Here is a 17,721-nt window from a genome sequence, read left to right on the forward strand (position 1 = left end):
TCTGAGGTTCAAATGCCTCCGGACGCTCGACCAGGTCGGTGCCGGTGACATCCCCGGGGCCGCTGAGCTAAACTGCAGCTTGGCCCGCCAGGCAGACGGAGAATTGCGCAAGAGGCGGCCGACAGTCCTTACGCCGCCCTTATCTTCTTCTGATCCTTTGCCTATTGCTGTTTCGGGGATTGCTGCCGATGGGAATTTATCGCTTCGGCGATTTCGAGCTTAACGAGGACTCTCGCGCCCTTCTTCTCGCCGGACGCGAGATCGAGGCGCAGCCCCTGGTCTTCGACTTCCTCGCCATTTTGCTGCGGCACCAGGACCGCGCCTTGAGCAAGGACGAATTGCTTGAAACGCTGTGGCCCGGGGTGACGGTGACCGAAGCCTCCTTGCAGCGCGTGGCGAGTCTCGCCCGCGGCGTTCTGCGCCAGAGCGGCATGGAGACGGCGCTGCGCAACCTGCCCCGCTTCGGCTACCGCATTTGCCTCGATCAGCCGCCCGTTTCGGAGAACAGGCCGGCCGATGCGGGCGGCAAGCCTTCGAGCCCCGGTTCACCGATCCTGTCGGCACGTTCGGCCGTTGCGGGCAGAAAATGGCATGAGGCCGCGGCTTCTTTCGCAAAAGCGGATGCCGCCGACGAGCTGCTGACTGCCGATCTGGAAGAATGGGCGTTGGCGCTGGAATGCATGGGGCGGCCGGCTGAAGCCATCCCGCTCCTGGCGCGCGCGGTGACGGCTTACGGCGTGGCCGGCGAGCGCTTGCGCGCGGCTTCCCCGGCAATCACCCTCGCCAGGATCCATCTCGAGAGGGGCGAGCTTGCCGTCGCCAAGGGCTGGCACAAGCGCGCCGCGCAGCTGATCGACAACGCCGCCGACAGCAGGGAGCACGGCCTGTGGTGCTGGATGGGCGCGCGCATCATGGGCGCGGAAGCCGAGCCGGAGCAGGCGCTTGCGCTCGCCGAGCAGGCTTTTGCCGTCGGCAGAGACCTCGATGATCCGGTCGTGGAATCGCTCGGCCTGATCTATCGCGGCTTCTTCAAGCTCTGCCTCGGCGAAACCAAGGCCGGGCAGGAAGACCAGGATTTTGCCGCCGCGCTCGGTCTTTCCAGCGACGTGGACCCGGTCGTCGGCGGAATCCTCTACTGCAACATTCTGTGGGCCTGCCGGAATTTCGGCGACTGGGCGAGAGCCAACCAATGGACCTCCGGCTACGAGGACTGGTGCAGGGGACACGGGCTGGAAGAACTGTCGGGCTCGTGCCGGCTGCATCGCGCCGAGGTGCTCGGCGTTCACGGCACGCTGAAGGAAGCGGAGGCCCTGGTGCGCGCGGCACTCGACCAGCTCGCGCTCGACGCGCCCTGGGCGACGGGCGATGCCTTACGTGTGCTCGGCGACATTCATCTCGCGGCCGGAGAATTCACGGAAGCGGAAACGGCCTACCGCGCTTCGCATGCAGCGGGCTGGGATCCGCAGCCCGGCCTGGCGCTGCTGCAACTCGAGCAGGGCGAAGCGGAGGCCGCTTTCAGCGCCCTTGAGCGCTCCCTGGTGGGGAACGGCTGGCCGACCCTGCAGCGGCGAGGCATGGTCCTTGCCACTCTCGCCAAGGTGGCGGCACGCACCAATCGGCCTGAGCGCGCGAAAGAGGTGATCGCCGAACTGGAGACGCAACCGCAGCGCTGGCCGATGGCATCCATCCAGGCGCTGACCGCGGAGGCCAAGGCAGAGCTTTTCGTACAGGAGGAGCGCCTCACCGAAGCTGCTAGGGAACTGCAGATCGCATGCTCGCGCTGGAATGAGATCGGCTCGCCGATCAATGTCGCCGACGCCAGGCTTTCGCTCGCGGCGCTGCTCATTCAGTTGGGCGATCGCGCCGGCGCGGAGCTGGAGCTCGGCACCGTGCTTGCTGTCGCAAGGAAAGTCGACTCACCGCGTCTCATGCGGCGATATGAAGAGCTGACCGGACTGCTCGCAGGCGCGAAGAGAGAAGCACTTGGCTAGCAAGTAAAGCCCTGGCAGACCTGTCTTGCGACCTGCCCGGCACCTCTCGAGACCGGCGGCGAGGACTATGCCGGTTGCCGATACGTATCAGGGCCGGCTCTTCAGGGGAAACCAGCTTTCCGGATCAGGCTTGGGCCGGCTCAGCCGTGCGGTTCGACTGAACGATTTCAGGAAGCCAGCCGGCAATGGCGCTGCCTATCGCGTCAGCATGGTCTTCCTGCAGATAATGCGCGCCAGGCCCCAGATTGATGAACCGGCAGTTCTTCAGCCCGGCCGCGAATTGCTGTGCCGCCTGCGGCGAAATCAGCGCGCCGGGATCGCCCGCGAAAAGCAGTTTCGGACAGGAGGAAAGCCGCAGCGCCCGATGGTCGTGCTCGCTGATGGCGGCGACATCCGCCGGCTGGCCCTCGATCGGCAATTCCCTTGGCAAGCGCAGCACCGGCTTGCGCGATTGGGGTGTCGGGAACGGCGCCCGATAAGCGGCCATCTCTTCATCGCTCATTGTGCGCAGCACCGAGGCTGGCAGCACTTTCTCGACGAAGACGTTGTCCTCCAGCACCAGCTTTTCGCCGGCGCCGGGCGTGCGCAGCGCCTTGAACAGTTCGCGCGCCTGCTGGCGCTGATGGAAATCCTCCCAGTGCTCGAAAGGCCGGATGAATTCCATGAAGGCAAGGCCCAGAATGCGTTGCGACCGCCTTGCCGCGAGATGGAACGCAAGGGCGGTGCCCCAGTCCTGCGCGGCAATCACCAGGTCTTTTATGTCGAGCGCCTCGAGGAAGGCATCGAGGTAGCGGACGTGATCGAAGAAGCGATAGTCGATATCGGGCTTGCCCGACTGGCCGTAGCCGATCAGGTCCGGCGCGATGCAACGGCCGACCGGCGCGACATGCGGAATGATGTTGCGCCAAATGTAGGAAGAGGTGGGGTTGCCGTGCAGGAACAGCACCGTCGGGCCGGATGTGCCGGCCTCCATATAGGACATGGTGGAATCGAGCACCGCGACCTCTGACCGCCGCGGCGCGGCAGCGCCGGTCTGTTGTCCGTCGATTTTCGAATTCATCGCGCTGTCTCCTTCCCAAACACGGTGCCGAAGATGATTTTCTTGAACCGCTCGAGCGGCTCCGGACCGCGCTCGACCTTCATGCGCAGCATGGCGCCCTGCCAGGACGACAGCAGGAAATCGGCGAGGTCCTCGGCATCGAATGCGTTGGTGATCTCGCCCGCCGCCTGGCCTTCGGCAATGCAAGCCGCGAATGGCTGGCGCCAGCGCTCGAAAATGTCGACCAGCCGCAGCCTGAGCGGCTCGCTGTGAACCGCTGTCTCAAGGCTGAGATTGCCGATCATGCAGCCGCGCGCCCAGTCATGCGCTTCAAGCTTCGAGGTGATGACATCGAGATAGCGGCGGAGCCTGCCGGCCGGAGGCGTGCCATCCTGCGCCAGCGCCTTTTCGACCAGCCCGCTAACATAGGCGAAGTAGCGTTCCAGCACCTCGCCGGCGAACTCTTCCTTGGAGGCGAAGTGATTGGTGAAGGAGCCCGGCCGGGCACCGGCCGCGGCGACGATGTCGCGCACGCCGGCCGCCGAATAGCCGGAATTCCAAATGGTCTGGAAACCGGCTTCGAGGAGGTTTTCGCGGAGTGATTGTCTAGCCATGCGTATATAATACGTACGTACGTATTGATGTCAAGCGACGAAAAATTTTGCGTTGGCAAGGGCCGCGGCAAATGGCAGTGGGGAGGTCCGGGACGTAAAGCCGAGGAGGAAAATATCGTGGCCAAACAAGTCATCGTCATCGGCGCCGGCATCATCGGCGCATCGATCGCCTGGCATCTGACAAAGGCCGGCGCGCGGGTGACGATCGTTTCCGGGAGCGGCGCCGGCGGTGTGGCGACACCGAATTCCTTCGCCTGGATCAATGCCAGCTGGGGTAACCCTGAAACCTATTTTCGGCTGCGCATCCGCGCCATAGCCGAGTGGAAGCGGCTGGCGAAGGACTTGCCGGGATTGCCGCTCGCCTGGTGCGGCGGCCTGTGCTGGGACCAGCCGGCGGACAGGCTCGAAGCCTATGCGGCCGAGCATTCGTCCTGGGGTTACGGCATCGAGCGGATCGGCGCCATGCAAGCAGCGCGCATCGAGCCCAATCTCGCGGAGTTTCCCGAGTTTGCCCTTTACGTCGCGGAGGAAGGCGTGGCCGAACCGGTCGCCACCGCCAGGGCGCTGCTTGCCGATGCCGAGCGGCGTGGCGCGCGGATCGTCAACGCGACCGTCGATAGGCTGGCGCTGTCCAACGGACAGGTCATGGGCGTCGTCGTTTCAGGTGAAACCATCGCCGCCGACGAGGTGGTGATCGCTGCCGGCGCCGGCTCTCCGGCGATCGCCGCGACGGCCGGCATCAGGATACCGATCGAGACGCCGCCCGGCCTGATCGTCCATTCGCGCCCCTACAAGAAATTGCTCAACGGGCTGGTGCTGGCCGACAGGCTGCACATGCGCCAGACGGCCGAGGGGCGCATCATCGCCGGCTCGGATTTCGGCGGCGGCGATCCGGGCGAGAATCCGGAAGCCACCGCACGCGCGCTTTTCGAAGCGACGAAGGCGATGCTGCGCGACGCGGACGGGCTGGAATTCGATTTCCACACCGTCGGCTACCGGCCTACCCCGGCCGACGGCTTTCCGATCGTCAGCCGCGCCGACGGCGTCGGCGGCCTCTATGTCGCCGTCACCCATTCCGGCATCACGCTGGCGCCGGCGGTTGGACTGTTTGCGGCCCGCGAAATCCTCGACGGCGAGCGCGATGCGTTGCTCGCGCCCTATGCGCTGTCGCGTTTCGGTCAATAACCCGGCGGCCGGCGGAAACCGCCGGCAAGCGGCGCGATCGCCGCGGCGATGCCGAGCAGCCGCGATTCCGACCATTTCTTCCCGACTAGCTGCAAGCCTATGGGCAAGCCATTCCCGTCGTGGCCGCAAGGGATCGCGATTGCCGGGTGGCCGGAATAGTTGAAGACCGAGCCATGGGCCGGCAGCATCCAATAGCTTTCGTCTTTCCCGTCGACCTTAAGCGGGCTGCCAGGCTTGCAATGCGCAAAGGCCGTGGTCATCGCGACCGGGCAGAGCAAGGCATCGCAGCTTTCGAAGAAACGCTCCCAGGTAAGGATCGACCGGTCGCGGCGGGCGAGCGCCGCGAACCAACGCGACACCGGCGTCGGCTGCTCCGGCGGCTCCGGTTGGGTGGCCTCCATCATCATGCCGATCGGCTTGCCGCCCTCGGCGAGATCGTCGTGCAGATCGAGCTTCGGCAATTTCGCTTCCTCCACAGTCGCGCCAACTGACGCGAGCTCCGCGGCCAGGCCTTCGACGGCGGCACTGATCTCGGCGGCAACCGGGAAGCCGGGGAAGGCATTTGCGCAGGCGATGCGCAGCGATTTCAATTCGAGCTTCGGCGTCGGGTCAAACGGGACCGGCGCCAGATCGGTATCCGCTCCGTCCGGCCCGACAATGATCCGATGGATCAGCGCCAGATCCTCGATGTTGCGGGCAAGCGGGCCGACACAAGACATCAGTCGCACACTGCGCGGCGTGCCGCCCGGATCGGGGAAGGCGCCGGCCAGCGAGACGCGATTTTCGGTCGGCTTCAGGCCGTAGACGCCGCAGAAGCTGGCCGGCAGGCGGATGGAATCCTGCATGTCGGTGCCGATCTCGAACGGCGTCATGCCTGTTGCGACGGCGGCGGCCGCCCCGCCGCTGGACCCGCCTGCCGTGCCTGACAGATCCCAGGGATTGCTGGTCCGGCCGAAGAGCGGATTGTCCGACTGCCAGTCGCCCAGCATGGTGGCGACGTTGGTCTTGCCGACCAATACGGCGCCGGCGGCCTTCAGCCGGGCGGCCACCGGACTGTCTTGTCTCGCCACATAGTCGGCAAAGGGTGGGAAGCCGGCGGTCGTCTTCATTCCCGCCGTCTCATGCGCGTCCTTCAGCGTGAATGGCACACCGTGCAGGGGGCCGACTGTATCACCACGCTCCAGGGCCGTATCCGCCTGCCTGGCGCCCTCAATGGCTCCGTTCGGGTCAAGCGTGACGACCGCGTTGACTGCCCCGTTGTGCCTGTCGATCTGCGCAAGATGGGCATCGAGGACCTCCACCGCCGAGATTTCCCGCTGCCGCGATCGCGGCAGCGAGTTCGATGGTCGAGGAAAACACGATATCCATGGCGAGCGCTCCGTCTGCCTCTCGCGCCTGTCCATCAACATGGCGGATGGCGGCAAGGCTTCAAGCCGAATCCAGCATTGCGTGCCAGGCCGCGCTTGATTGAAATTGCGCCGGGCGCATGAATGCCTCAGCCCGCCAGCGCCAGCTCGGCGACAGTGGGCGCGAACGGATGGATGCTGGTGCAATTCCTGGTCATGGTGACAAAGCTCGACTGCGGAATCTCGTGCCACGCGCGGCCATCGCGATCGAACGGCTCGGAGACGATGCAGCGGCCGACCCCCTTGGCGAAGGCAGCGGTGTAGAGCGTCGGCGCCTGGTCGTCGGTGGCGTAGCGTATCGCGTAGAGCGCCTGCCCGTCACTGAAGGCGGCCGTGAGCTTCAGCGACGGGTTGACACCGGCTAGGCGTGAGGCTTCCAGGACACGGCTGGTGGCGCGCGAGACGGCGCCATGCGGGTCGCGGGACAGACCTTCAGCGATCATGAGCAAAAAGAAGAGCTCGGAATCGGTGGTGCCCTCGCGCTGGTCGAAGACGGCATCGGAGAGCGAATTCTCCAGCACCCGGCGGATCTTCTCGAAGCCGCCTATCTGGCCGTTGTGCATGAACGACCAGCGGCCGGAGACGAAGGGATGGCAATTCATGCGGCTGGTGCCACCGCCTGTCGAGGCGCGCACATGAGCCAGGAACAGTCCGGATTTGATCTGCCGGCAGAGGCTTGCCAGGTTGCCATCGGACCAGGCCGGCAGGGTATCCCGATACCGGGCAGGCTCCGGCCGGTCGCCATACCAGGCAAGGCCGAAGCCGTCGGCGTTGGTCGGTGATTTCGCCTCCCGCGCGTGACGGCTCTGAACGATCAGCGAGTGGCAGGGCGCGGTGACGATCTCTTCAAGGAAGATTGCTTCGCCGAGATAGGCGGCCCATCTGCACATTGTTCAGTCATCCTCTTTTGCGCATCGAATCGAGGCCGCGAATGAAATCCATTCACGCCCCCGTAAGGCGCCACAGATGACAGGAGGACGGTTTGGCGTCCTTATGTCGGGCTGATGTTTTGCTGATCCTTTGCCGAAGACTGTCCAGAAGACGCCGGCAATCCGTCGCGCCACCGACCCGACCCCAGGTCGCAGGTCTCTCGGCGGGTTGGGATTGCGCCTAGCCGACCACAGCCAGCTTGTTCGTTGCCGGCGCGAACGGCCGGATGCTGGTGCCATCCGCCGTCATGGTAACGAAGCTCGCCGGAGGGATCGCCTGCCACTCGCCGCCGTCGCGGTCGAACGGCTCGGAGACGACGCAGCGGCCGCCATTGCGAAAGGCGGAGGTGTAGAGCGTCGGCGCATGATCGTCGGTGGCGTAGCGCACGGCGTGGAGCGCCTGCCCATCGGAAAAGGCGGTGGTAAGTTTCAGCGACGGCTCGATGCCGGCGCGGTGCGAGGCTTCCAGCACGCGGCTGGTGCCGCGCGACACCGCTCCTTGCGGGTCAGTGGACAGACCCTCGTCGATCATCAGGAGAAAAAAGAGTTCGGAATCGGTGGTGCCTTCGCGCTGGTCGAAGACTTCGTCGGAGAGCGAATTCTCCAACGCGCGGCGGATCTTTTCGAAGCCGCCGATCTGGCCGTTATGCATGAACGACCAGCGGCCGGAGATGAAGGGATGGCAGTTCATGCGGCTGGTGGCGCCGCCGGTCGAGGCGCGCACATGGGCGAGGAACAGGCCGGATTTGATCTGCCGGCAGAGGCTTTTCAGGTTGGGGTCCGACCAGGCCGGCAGGATGTCGCGATAGAGGCCGGGCTCGGGGCGGTCGCCATACCAGGCAAGGCCGAAGCCGTCGCCATTGGTCGGCGACTTGGCCTCCTGGGCACAGTGGCTCTGGGCGATCAGCGAATGGCAGGGCGCGGTGATGATGTCTTCGAGGAAGACCGCTTCACCCAGATAGGCCGCCCACCGGCACATCGCATTCCACCATCTATCAGGCGCGATCCATGAGAGCCTTCGGCTCCTTCACCGCGTGTGAGCCTCGATTGTGCGTGCGCTCATAGAGCTCGCGAACTATGCGGCTGGCCGTAGTCTCGAACAGAAATGGCAAGAAAGCGTGAACGAGCGCAGCGCCCGCGGCCATCGACAGGCGCGAGCAGAACCAGGCGGCAAAGGCCATGTGGCCGAAATAGGTCTCGCCGACCTTTTCCGGGTGAGACGTGAAGAGCGCCGTAAGCCGTGTCGTCATGGTGGTCCCTCCTGCCGGGATGAGCCCCGATGCTGGGTATCCTGCCACGCGCCGAAGGTTCATCGATCCCAAATTATCCTTGCATTCGACCTTATTTTGGGACATTCATCCCAATAATGGCATCCGATATCGACGAAATTGATCGAAGACTGCTGGCCGAGCTCCAGCGCGACGGCACGCTTTCCGTCGACCAGCTGTCCGAGCGGGTGGCGCTGTCGCGCAACGCCTGCTGGCGCCGCGTCAAGCGGCTGGAGGAGGACGGGGTCATCACCGGGCGCGTGGCGCTGGTCGATGCCGACAAGCTCGGGCTCGGCCTATCGGTGTTCATACTGATCCGCACGTCGAACCACGACCCGGACTGGCTGCAAAAGTTCCGCGCGGCGGTGACCGGCTTTGCCGAGATCACCGGCGTCTACCGGATGTCCGGAGACCTCGATTATGTGCTGAGGGCCCGCGTCGCCGACGTCAAAGCCTATGACCGGCTCTACCAGCGGCTGATCGCCAAGGTGGCGCTGTCGGACGTCTCGGCGTCCTTCGTGATGGAGGAAATCAAGGAGACGACGGTCGTTCCAGTAGAGCTACGCTGATAAAGCATGTCTCCCGAAAGTGGGAACCGGTTTCGGGACAAAGACATGCGTAAAATCAAAAACCTAAAGCGCAAGAGCGAATCTGAAAGATCGCGACGCGCTTTAGCTTCCGGAACCGCGCTTAAAGAAAGCCGTTGATAGGCTCGGCTTCGAGTTGACCGAATCGCCATTCGCGCCGATAGGAATGGGCTCATGCGCACCGCTGTCTATCCCTCCTCCGTCATCGGCCCCACCGTCGGTTTCGTCAGGCTTCCGCATGGCGAGGGCTTGCCGCTGCCTGCCTATGAAAGCGCGGGCGCTGCCGGCATGGACCTGCGCGCCGCGGTGCCGGAAGACCGGCCGTTGCTGATCCTGCCGGGAAAACGCGCGCTGGTGCCGACAGGGCTGATCCTGGAAATCCCGGAAGGCATGGAAGGCCAGGTACGGCCGCGTTCCGGGCTTGCCTTCAAGCATGGGCTCACCGTCCTCAACACGCCCGGCACCATCGACAGCGACTATCGCGGCGAGGTGAAGGTGCTGCTCGTCAATCTCGGCGACGAGGATTTCGCGGTGACGCGCGGCATGCGGATCGCCCAGATCGTGTTCGCCGCGGTGACGCAGTTTGCCGGCGAGGAACGGTCGCTCGCCGGCGGCACGGCGCGCGGGGCCGGCGGGTTCGGGTCGACCGGCACGGCCTGATGTAAGATGCGAGTTCCAAGGCTGGTCATCTTCGACTGCGACGGGGTTCTGGTCGACACCGAAAACCTTGCCAACCGGCGCCTCGCCGAATGGCTTTCCGAGGCCGGCTTTCAAACCACATTCGAATATTGCCGCAAGAACTTCTCCGGCCGCAGCATGGCCTCGGTGCAAAAAGAGATCGAAGCGGAGACCGACGTCAGGCTCGGCGCCGATTTCGTCGAGCGCTGGAACGCCGGCCTGCCGGACCTGTTCGCGCATGGCGTCGAGGCGATCCCTCACGTGCGCGACTTCATCGAGAAGGTGCGCGCCGCCGGCATCGCCTATTGCGTGGCTTCATCGGCGCGGGTCTCGAAGATGCATATCACGCTCGGCCAGACCGGGCTTTTGCCGCTGTTCGAGCACGCCATGTTCTCCTCCACCATGGTCGCGCGCGGCAAGCCGTTCCCGGACCTCTTCCTCCATGCGGCAAAAACGATGGGCTTCGCGCCGGCCGACTGCATCGTCATCGAGGACAGCGTCGCCGGCACGCAGGCCGGCATCGCCGCCGGCATGCGCGTGTTCTCCTATCATGCCGATCCGTTCTCGGACCCGGAGGGCCTCGTAAAAGCAGGCGGCATCCTGTTCGACGACATGCGCGAACTCGCCGGACTGGTGCCGATTCACTGAGTTCATTTCGGCGCGGACGATCCGGCTGTTTGTCACCGTTGGCCGTGCTAGCCTGCGTGCTCTCAAGGGGGCGCTCCATGACGTTCATCCTGCTCCGATTCCTGCTCGCATGCCTGCTGCTGCCATGCCTGTGGGCGCCCGCGGGCGCAGAGTCCGTCAGCTTTCCCGAACCGAGCAGCGCCGTTCCCGGCCATCCGGGCGTGACCTATCTCGACCTCGCGAAGTTGATCATCCCGGACGACGGCACCCCGCCGATCCAGATGCGTGACATAACCGGCGATGATGATGGCGGCTCGCCGCCCCCGACCACAAGCCTGTCGGACGCCGCCGTGCTCACCATCAAGGCCGGCGGCAAGGACCGGCTGGCGATGCTCTACGACCTCGGCTACTCATCCGACGACGCCGAGGGCTTCGCCGTGCTGGCGCTCTATGATCTCTCCGGCAAGCCGAGACTGCTCGACACCGCAAACGTGGCCGTCGACAGAAGCACCTCTTTCCGCGAGCCCGGCAAAATTTCGATCGCCGCCGGCGACGATGCCATCGTCACCACGAGCACGCATTTCAACTCCAACCAGGGCTATGTCGGCACGCTGCTGATCATGGTCCGAGACGACCGCTTCGAATTGATCGACACAATCTACACGTTCGACGAAAATTACTGCGCCTACAGGCGCACGCAGAACCTCGCCTTTCAGACCAAGGGCCATAGTCGGCCCTATGCGGCGATCAAGGTGACGGTGACCGATGCCACGGCGCCGAGCGGGGAAAGCTGCGAGGAGGCGGCACCCAAGGCGGTCTCGCACGACATTTCGGTCACCTATCATTGGGACAAGGCCAAGTCGCGCTACGTCAAGGATTCCGACGCCTTCGAGAAATTGTCAGCAGAAAACGAGAAACGCTTCTGAACGAAGCGCATTCATTTGCCCGGCCCCGGCACGCGCGATAGATTTCCCGTCACAACCCCGATCACGATTGAGGACACGCCATGGACAACGGCAAGATTTTTCGCGATCTGCACGCCTCCACCTTCGTCATGCCCAATCCCTGGGATATCGGCACGACAAAGCTTCTGGCTTCTTTCGGTTTCAAGGCGCTGGCCACGACCAGCGCCGGGTTTGCCTTCTCGCGCGGCCTGCCCGACGGCGCCGTAACCTTCGATGCCATGATCCACCATTGCCGCGAAGTGACGGCTGCAACGGATCTGCCGGTTTCGGCCGACCTCGAGCGCGGCAAGGGCGACAGCCCCGAGCAGGCGGCCGAAACCATCTTCGCGGCCGAAGCCGCCGGCCTTGCCGGCTGCTCTATCGAGGACCATACCGGCGACCCCGGCAATCCGATCTACGATTTCTCGCATGCCGTCGAACGCGTCGCCGCGGCCGTCGAAGCGGCCCGGGCGCTCAAGCACGATTTCGTCTTCACCGCGCGGGCCGAGAATTTCCTGTGGGGCAAGACCGACCTCGACGACACGATCAAGCGGCTGCAGGCTTTCGAGCAAGCCGGCGCGGACGTGCTCTACGCACCGGGCTTGAGCGATACGGAGACCGTGCGGACGGTCTGCTCGGCGGTGACGAAGCCCGTCAATATCATGGCAAGACCCGGCTTCACCGTCGCCGAACTTGCCACAGCCGGCGTCAAACGCATCTCGCTCGGACCATGGCTGACGAATTTCGCCTACGGCATGCTGGAAACGGCGGCACGCGAGATCCAGCAGGACGGCACCTTCGGCTTCACCCGCGCCGCGATGCCGTTCGGCAAGCTGCAGGCGCTGTTTCGCGGGGGCGCTCCTGAGCAGGACTAAACCAGCTCCCGCACCGAAACCGCCTTGTGCAGATGCACCATCATGGCGGCCGCGAAAAGCGGCGTCAAAAGATTGAGCAGCGGAACGGCAAGGAAGACCGCAATAAGCAGTCCGGCCAGGAACACCGTGCCGGCATATTTGCGACGCAGCGCCTTGGCTTCGGCTTCAGGGCGAAAACGCATGGCGGCGAATTCGAAAAACTCGCGCCCAAGAAGGTAGCCGTTGACGATGAAGAAGGCGGCGATGTTGATGCCCGGCACCAGAAGCAGAAGCAGCGCGACGATGTTGCCGAGGATGACGACGCCGAAGAATTTTATCGCCAGCACCAGAGAATGCAGCGCCGGCACGGCGCGGCCGGGCGGATCGCCCGGATAGTCGGTGCGCTCGACCACCTCGGCGACGTCGTCGAGGAAAAGGCCGGCGATGATCGCCGTCACAGGCGCGATGAGCAGCGCCATCCCAACGGCCAGAATGATGCCGGCGATGATGGCGCTGAGCCAACCCGCCCAGGACGGCAGACCGGGCACAAATGTCTGCAGCCATGGCCATGCCAGCCATTCGAGCAGGCTTTCGATGCCGAACCACAGCGCCACCAGCGCCAGCAGCGTCAGGCCCAGCGTCTTCAGAAAGACAGAGCGGAATTCGGGCGAGAACAGTTGGCTGGCGGCGGCGCGGGCGGCGTCTAGGATCACAGGAGGTTCAAGCCCCTCATCGAGAAAGGTGCTCTCGGACATAGGCAGGCTTTTTGATCGGCGCAACTACCGGGCGAGCCTGGCCTGACGAGCCGGAATGGTCATGGCAGCGACGCCGACGACGACGAAAGCCATGCCGAGCCAGGCCGTCGGCCCGAGGCTCTCACCCAGAAAGAGGGCGCCGATGCCGACGCCGATCGGCACGCGCAGATAGGCCTGCGAGGTGGTCCCGACCGAACCAAGCGTGTGAATGAGGCGGAAGAAGATCGAGAAAGCGAGCGCGGTGGAGAAGACAGAAAGCCCTAGAAGGGCAAGGACCGATGCCGTCGACGGCGTCAATGTCCACGGCCGGTCGAAGACGAGGCTCAAGGGAATCAGGATCGCGGCGCCGCAGATCATCGAACCGGCCGCAGGCAGCATCGGATCGAGCCCCCTGAAGTTGCGCCCGAATATGGCGGCAGCGGCATAACTGACGGTAGCGGCGATGACGGCGAGCTGCGCCCACAATTGATGGCCGAGCCCGCCAAGGGCCTCGGTTCCGACGATCAGGCAAATGCCGGCGATGCCGGCGCCGACGCCGACCAGCTTGCGCAGCGTCACCGGTTCGTGGCGGGTGATCAACGCCGTCAGCAGGAAAGTGAAGATCGGCGACGTCGCGTTGAGTATCGTGGCAAGGCCGGCGTCGATCGAGCGTTCGGCGGCGGCGATCAGCGTGAACGGGATGACGCTGTTCAGGCAGGCTTGAAACATGAAGCGGCGCCAGATGACCACGTCCCGCGGCATGGCGAGGCCACGCCAGCGGATGAGGCCAAGCAGAATGCCGCCGGCGATCAAAGTGCGGCCCGCGATGAAGGTTACCGGCGGAATCGTCTCGACGCCAATCTTGATGAAAGTGTAGGAGGCCCCCCACAACACCGCCAGCACACCGAGCAGCGCCAGTTCGGTGGTCATTTCGGTCTTCTCGGACATCTTGTGGTTCGTGCCTTCAGCCTGTTGCCGGAACGATCCGCTTCTAGCTCACACCGAAGCGGAGATGTTTCAATGTCGGTGAAACCATAGCCGTCAAGGGCGTGACTGATATGGGCCAGTTCAATGCGAACACTGCCGCAGCCGGCGAACAAACCCGGTCGAGGCCGGCGCACCAGTAAAAGGCGCCGATTTTCGGGGTAGGCAAAGCGGTTGCAAGCGGCTAGACCCGCGCCCGGCCGGCATGGCAGAAAGCCGGTACTCGTTGGCGGAGACATTGATGCCGGAATATGACGTGCTTTGCATCGGCAATGCCATTGTCGACATCATCGCGCAGTGCGACGAGGCCTTTCTCGAAACCAACGGCATCATCAAGGGCGCGATGAACCTCATCGACACCCGGCGCGCCGAGCTGCTCTACAGCCGCATGGGGCCGGCGATCGAAGCTTCAGGCGGCAGCGCCGGCAACACGGCGGCGGGCGTGGCGAGCTTCGGCGGCAGCGCCGCCTTCTTCGGCAAGGTGTCCAACGACGCGCTCGGTGAAATCTACACCCACGATATCCATGCCCAGGGCGTGGCCTTCGATACCAGGCCGCTCCAGGGCGAGCCGCCGACGGCGCGCTCGATGATCTTCGTCACGCCGGATGGCGAGCGTTCGATGAACACCTATCTCGGCGCCTGCATCGAACTCGGGCCGGAGGACGTCGAGGCCGACAAGGCCGCCGGCGCCAAGGTCACCTATTTCGAAGGCTATCTGTGGGATCCGCCGCGCGCCAAGGAAGCGATCCGGCAGACCGCGCGGCTCGCGCATGCCGCCGGCAGGGAAGTGTCGATGACACTGTCGGATTCCTTCTGCGTCGACCGCTACCGCGACGAGTTCCTGGATCTTATGCGCTCGGGCACGGTCGATATCGTTTTTGCCAACAGCCACGAGATCAAATCGCTCTACCAGACCGCTTCGTTCGAGGACGCGCTGGCTGCGATCCGCAAGGACTGCAAGATCGCCGCCGTCACCCGCTCGGAAAGGGGCTCGGTGATCGTGCGCGGCAACGATACCGTCACCATCAAGGCGACGGAGATCAGGGAACTGGTCGACACCACCGGCGCCGGCGACCTTTATGCCGCCGGCTTTCTTTATGGCTACACGGCCGGCCGCAGCCTCCAGGATTGCGGCGACCTCGGCTCGCTGGCGGCCGGGCTGGTGATCCAGCAGATCGGTCCGCGGCCCCGGCAAAACCTTCGCCGCGAGGCCGAGCAGGCGGGGCTGCTGTAGCGCCTCTTACCTCTCTCCCTGTGGGAGAGGTCGGATTGCCCCGAACTGCTCTTCGCAATTCGGCTGGCAATCCGGGTGAGGGGTAAGCTGGCGCCAAGCTGGAACACCCCTCATCCGTCTCGGCGCTGTCGCGCCGATCCACCTTCTCCCACAAGGGGAGAAGGGAACGCCATCTGTCTCACGCCTGTCACAGAGCGCTCCTACAGGCAGTGTGGGGCCTTCCGCGACTGACATTTCGGGAAGTCCGCAGCAGTTGGGGTGCCACATGCAAGACAGCAACCTTTACGGTCGCTGCGTCTGTTGCCGTTGCGATTGCCGCTTTCCGTTGTAGCCGTTCAAAAAAAGCCGCGGCTAAGGGAGGAGCGCGCGGCGCGCAAGACAGATGCATGACCAGATTTCAGAATCCGCCTGAGGGAATTTCGCAAGAGGCCTTGGCAGGCCTGGTGGCCGAGGCCGTGCAGCGGGCATTGATGCAGCATGGCGCCCTGCTGGATGCGGAGGCCCTGGTTTCCGCCAGCACGATGGCTGGCGCGGTTGCTGCCGCCCTTCCCTTCCTGCCGCAGGCGCAGCGGCTTGCAATCAGCTCCGTCAAAGGCGGCTGGACCGAGCTGACGGCGGAGTTTTTCCGCTCGATGGCGGAAAGGATCGTGCGTGCCGACCTATCGGGTGTCGACGGTCCGGGCGAAAGCCCGACGATCGGGCCTGCCAAGCCTGCTTCCCGGCCGCTGGCCGAGCGAGCGTTTGAGCTCCAGTCGATGCTCATCGAAGACTGGGCCGGCGAGGTTGCCGGGTCGACCTATCTGGAAGAGAAATTCCGCATACCCCGCTCGACGCTGCATCGCTGGCAAAGACGTGGCGAGGTCGTCGCGCTTCGCAAGGGCGGCCGCAAACATGTCTTCCCACTCGCCCAGTTCGTCGACGGCAGGCCTGCTCCGGGCATAAGCGATGTATTGGCGGCGATCACCAAACCGAGGCTGGCCTGGTTCTGGCTGACCCGACCCTCCATCGAACTGGATGGCCGCATCCCCATCGAAATGCTGCGCGAAGATATGATCGAGGACGTCGTTCGCGTCGCGCGCAGCTTGTCCTGATTTCCCTGCTCGAGTTCGCGCCCTGGCGCACCATTTTCCTAAAATATTAGCTGGCTATGCTTTCGTCATGAATCTGTAATAACGGCACACTTGGCACATCTGTAAGTTAAAATTCTTGTCCATAACGTATATATTGTGCAATATGTGCCATTCTTTCAAATATGTGACGTGATATTTGCGCAACAAGACTTCGGCAAGATTCCAAAAGCCGCTTTTCAGACGCAATCTCTGTTGTGAACGAATGCCGATTAGGCCATGTCGGGGACGAAGAAGCGGCGCCGGTGCGCGCGGCTTTTTCAACGATGGGGACGGGGCGGCAGAGCCGGCAAGGCATGCGCAGACCTGTCTTGAACCTTTGACTGGAGATTCAAGAAAATGAACATCAAGAGCCTTCTACTCGGCTCCGCTGCGGCGCTGATCGCAGTTTCGGGCGCCCGCGCCGCCGACGCGGTCACCGTCGCCGAGCCGGAACCGGCCGAATACGTCAAGATCTGCGACGTCTATGGCGCGGGTTACTTCTACATCCCCGGCACCGAGACCTGCCTGCGCATCGGCGGCTACATCCGCTATGATGCCTCCTTCGGCGATGGTGGCCGCGTGATGGACGGCACCAAGCGCACCGACCGCGAAGATGGCAGCCGTAACGATACTTGGAACAAGAACGCACGCTTCAATCTGAAGACATGGACTGCCCAGGAGACCGAGCTCGGCACCTTGAAGACCTATACCGAGACCCGCTTCAACTTCGGCAACACCGGCGCTGCCAGCGACGCGGGCAACAAGGCCACGACGCTGAACTTCGCCTGGATCCAGCTCGGCGGGCTGCGCGTTGGTAAGGACGAATCGGTCTACGACTCCTTCATCGGCTATGCCGGTAATGTGGTGCAGGACACCATCATTCCCTATGGCATCAAGGACACCAACCTCGTCAGCTACTATTTCGATGCCGGCAACGGCTTCTCGGGCGTGGTCTCGCTCGAAGAAGGCTCCGGCGTTACGGGCACGATCGACAGCTATGTCCCACATGTCGTCGGCGGCTTGAAGTACAAGGGCGGCTGGGGTGCGATCACCGGCGTTGTCGCCTATGACAGCAACTATGAAGAGGTTGCCGGCAAGGTTCGCCTCGATGTCAACGCGACCAAGGAACTGAGCCTGTTCGTCATGGCCGGCTACGGCACCGACGACAACCTCTCGGATCCGACCTGGGCAATTCCGGCCGGCGGCGTCGGGTTCTACAAGCCGTGGACCGGCAACTTCGCTATCTGGGGCGGCGGCACCTACAAGTTCAACGACAAGACCGCCTTCAACGCCCAGATCTCCTACACCGATGCCGAGGACTTCGCGGTTGCAGCGAACGTGGCCTACACCATCGTCCCGGGCTACACGATCACGGCCGAAGTCGACTACTTCGACAATTTCGACAAAGATGATTCGGACGCCATCGGCGGCATTGTCCGCTTCCAGCGCTCGTTCTGATCGAAGTCCACAACCTAATGAAAAAGGCCCGCGGCGTCGCTGCGGGCCTTTTTGTTCTTCCCTAGCAAAAGCTTGACGCG

Annotated in this window: 18 protein-coding genes; 10 read left to right on the top strand and 8 right to left on the bottom strand. The window is 63.9% G+C overall.

Translation table 11 applies throughout. From position 1 onward, the window contains the following. Positions 1 to 188: 188 nt before the first annotated feature. The gene (locus ABID26_RS14400; RefSeq protein ID WP_354415892.1) at positions 189 to 1,991 is read left to right on the top strand and encodes a winged helix-turn-helix domain-containing protein; all 1,803 of its coding nucleotides are present in this window, start codon (positions 189 to 191) and stop codon (positions 1,989 to 1,991) included. A gap of 124 nt (positions 1,992 to 2,115) precedes the next feature. On the opposite strand, the gene ABID26_RS14405 is transcribed toward ABID26_RS14400, so the two are convergent. Both ABID26_RS14405 and ABID26_RS14410 read right to left on the bottom strand, forming a co-directional pair. Continuing rightward, a complete protein-coding gene (locus ABID26_RS14405; protein WP_354415893.1) occupies positions 2,116 to 3,051 on the bottom strand; it encodes a haloalkane dehalogenase in 936 nt (311 codons plus the stop codon). After that, positions 3,048 to 3,644 (bottom strand): TetR/AcrR family transcriptional regulator, encoded by a 597-nt coding sequence (locus ABID26_RS14410; RefSeq protein WP_292303468.1) that lies wholly within the window; start codon positions 3,642 to 3,644, stop codon positions 3,048 to 3,050. Before ABID26_RS14410 ends, ABID26_RS14405 begins: the two co-directional genes overlap by 4 nt. A 117-nt stretch (positions 3,645 to 3,761) precedes the next feature. Here ABID26_RS14410 and ABID26_RS14415 point away from each other — a divergent pair, with 117 nt between their 5' ends. Continuing rightward, positions 3,762 to 4,829 (top strand): NAD(P)/FAD-dependent oxidoreductase, encoded by a 1,068-nt coding sequence (locus ABID26_RS14415; RefSeq protein WP_292341663.1) that lies wholly within the window; start codon positions 3,762 to 3,764, stop codon positions 4,827 to 4,829. Here ABID26_RS14415 and ABID26_RS14420 read toward each other — a convergent pair. The 4 genes from ABID26_RS14420 to ABID26_RS14435 all read right to left on the bottom strand — a co-directional run bounded on the left by ABID26_RS14420 (position 4,823) and on the right by ABID26_RS14435 (position 8,414). Further along, positions 4,823 to 6,130, bottom strand: a complete 1,308-nt coding sequence (locus tag ABID26_RS14420; protein ID WP_354415894.1) for an amidase — start codon at positions 6,128 to 6,130, stop codon at positions 4,823 to 4,825. The genes ABID26_RS14415 and ABID26_RS14420 overlap by 7 nt on opposite strands. 194 nt (positions 6,131 to 6,324) lie before the next feature. Next, positions 6,325 to 7,125 carry a class II glutamine amidotransferase gene (locus ABID26_RS14425; protein ID WP_354415895.1) on the bottom strand — a complete coding sequence of 267 codons (801 nt, stop codon included), beginning with the start codon at positions 7,123 to 7,125 and terminating at the stop codon, positions 6,325 to 6,327. Between the two features lie 220 nt (positions 7,126 to 7,345). Next, positions 7,346 to 8,143: a class II glutamine amidotransferase gene (locus ABID26_RS14430; protein ID WP_354415896.1), complete on the bottom strand. Its 798-nt coding sequence runs from the start codon at positions 8,141 to 8,143 to the stop codon at positions 7,346 to 7,348. 16 nt (positions 8,144 to 8,159) lie between these two features. After that, the gene (locus tag ABID26_RS14435; RefSeq protein WP_320218530.1) at positions 8,160 to 8,414 is read right to left on the bottom strand and encodes a DUF6356 family protein; all 255 of its coding nucleotides are present in this window, start codon (positions 8,412 to 8,414) and stop codon (positions 8,160 to 8,162) included. A gap of 116 nt (positions 8,415 to 8,530) precedes the next feature. Here ABID26_RS14435 and ABID26_RS14440 point away from each other — a divergent pair, with 116 nt between their 5' ends. From ABID26_RS14440 to ABID26_RS14460, 5 genes are all read left to right on the top strand, one after another. Next, positions 8,531 to 9,001: an Lrp/AsnC family transcriptional regulator gene (locus ABID26_RS14440; protein WP_292370126.1), complete on the top strand. Its 471-nt coding sequence runs from the start codon at positions 8,531 to 8,533 to the stop codon at positions 8,999 to 9,001. A gap of 192 nt (positions 9,002 to 9,193) precedes the next feature. Beyond that, the gene (dut, locus tag ABID26_RS14445; RefSeq protein ID WP_354415897.1) at positions 9,194 to 9,679 is read left to right on the top strand and encodes a dUTP diphosphatase; all 486 of its coding nucleotides are present in this window, start codon (positions 9,194 to 9,196) and stop codon (positions 9,677 to 9,679) included. A 6-nt stretch (positions 9,680 to 9,685) separates the two neighbouring features. After that, entirely contained in the window at positions 9,686 to 10,345 is a 660-nt protein-coding gene (locus ABID26_RS14450; RefSeq protein WP_189521393.1) for an HAD family hydrolase, read from the top strand. Positions 10,346 to 10,422: 77 nt separating this feature from the next. Further along, positions 10,423 to 11,250 (top strand): hypothetical protein, encoded by an 828-nt coding sequence (locus ABID26_RS14455; protein ID WP_354415898.1) that lies wholly within the window; start codon positions 10,423 to 10,425, stop codon positions 11,248 to 11,250. Positions 11,251 to 11,330: 80 nt separating this feature from the next. Next, on the top strand, positions 11,331 to 12,143 hold the full coding sequence (locus ABID26_RS14460) for an isocitrate lyase/PEP mutase family protein (RefSeq protein WP_126096469.1): 813 nt from the start codon (positions 11,331 to 11,333) through the stop codon (positions 12,141 to 12,143). On the opposite strand, the gene ABID26_RS14465 is transcribed toward ABID26_RS14460, so the two are convergent. Together ABID26_RS14465 and ABID26_RS14470 are read right to left on the bottom strand one after the other, a co-directional pair. Continuing rightward, entirely contained in the window at positions 12,140 to 12,835 is a 696-nt protein-coding gene (locus tag ABID26_RS14465; protein ID WP_354415906.1) for a sulfate transporter family protein, read from the bottom strand. The two genes, ABID26_RS14460 and ABID26_RS14465, sit on opposite strands and share 4 nt — an antisense overlap. A 66-nt stretch (positions 12,836 to 12,901) precedes the next feature. Next, the gene (locus ABID26_RS14470; protein WP_354415899.1) at positions 12,902 to 13,804 is read right to left on the bottom strand and encodes a DMT family transporter; all 903 of its coding nucleotides are present in this window, start codon (positions 13,802 to 13,804) and stop codon (positions 12,902 to 12,904) included. 277 nt (positions 13,805 to 14,081) lie between these two features. Between ABID26_RS14470 and ABID26_RS14475 the strand changes: the two genes are divergently transcribed. The 3 genes from ABID26_RS14475 to ABID26_RS14485 all read left to right on the top strand — a co-directional run bounded on the left by ABID26_RS14475 (position 14,082) and on the right by ABID26_RS14485 (position 17,641). After that, a complete protein-coding gene (locus ABID26_RS14475) occupies positions 14,082 to 15,074 on the top strand; it encodes an adenosine kinase (protein ID WP_354415900.1) in 993 nt (330 codons plus the stop codon). A 386-nt stretch (positions 15,075 to 15,460) separates the two neighbouring features. Further along, complete coding sequence (locus tag ABID26_RS14480) at positions 15,461 to 16,165, top strand: antitoxin Xre/MbcA/ParS-like domain-containing protein (RefSeq protein ID WP_292303493.1); 705 nt, start codon at positions 15,461 to 15,463, stop codon at positions 16,163 to 16,165. Positions 16,166 to 16,540: 375 nt separating this feature from the next. Further along, positions 16,541 to 17,641, top strand: a complete 1,101-nt coding sequence (locus ABID26_RS14485; protein WP_292303495.1) for a porin — start codon at positions 16,541 to 16,543, stop codon at positions 17,639 to 17,641. Positions 17,642 to 17,721 lie beyond the last annotated feature (80 nt).

Origin of the sequence: Mesorhizobium shonense (genome assembly GCF_040545255.1) — a bacterium.
In the GTDB taxonomy this organism is placed as follows: domain Bacteria; phylum Pseudomonadota; class Alphaproteobacteria; order Rhizobiales; family Rhizobiaceae; genus Mesorhizobium; species Mesorhizobium shonense.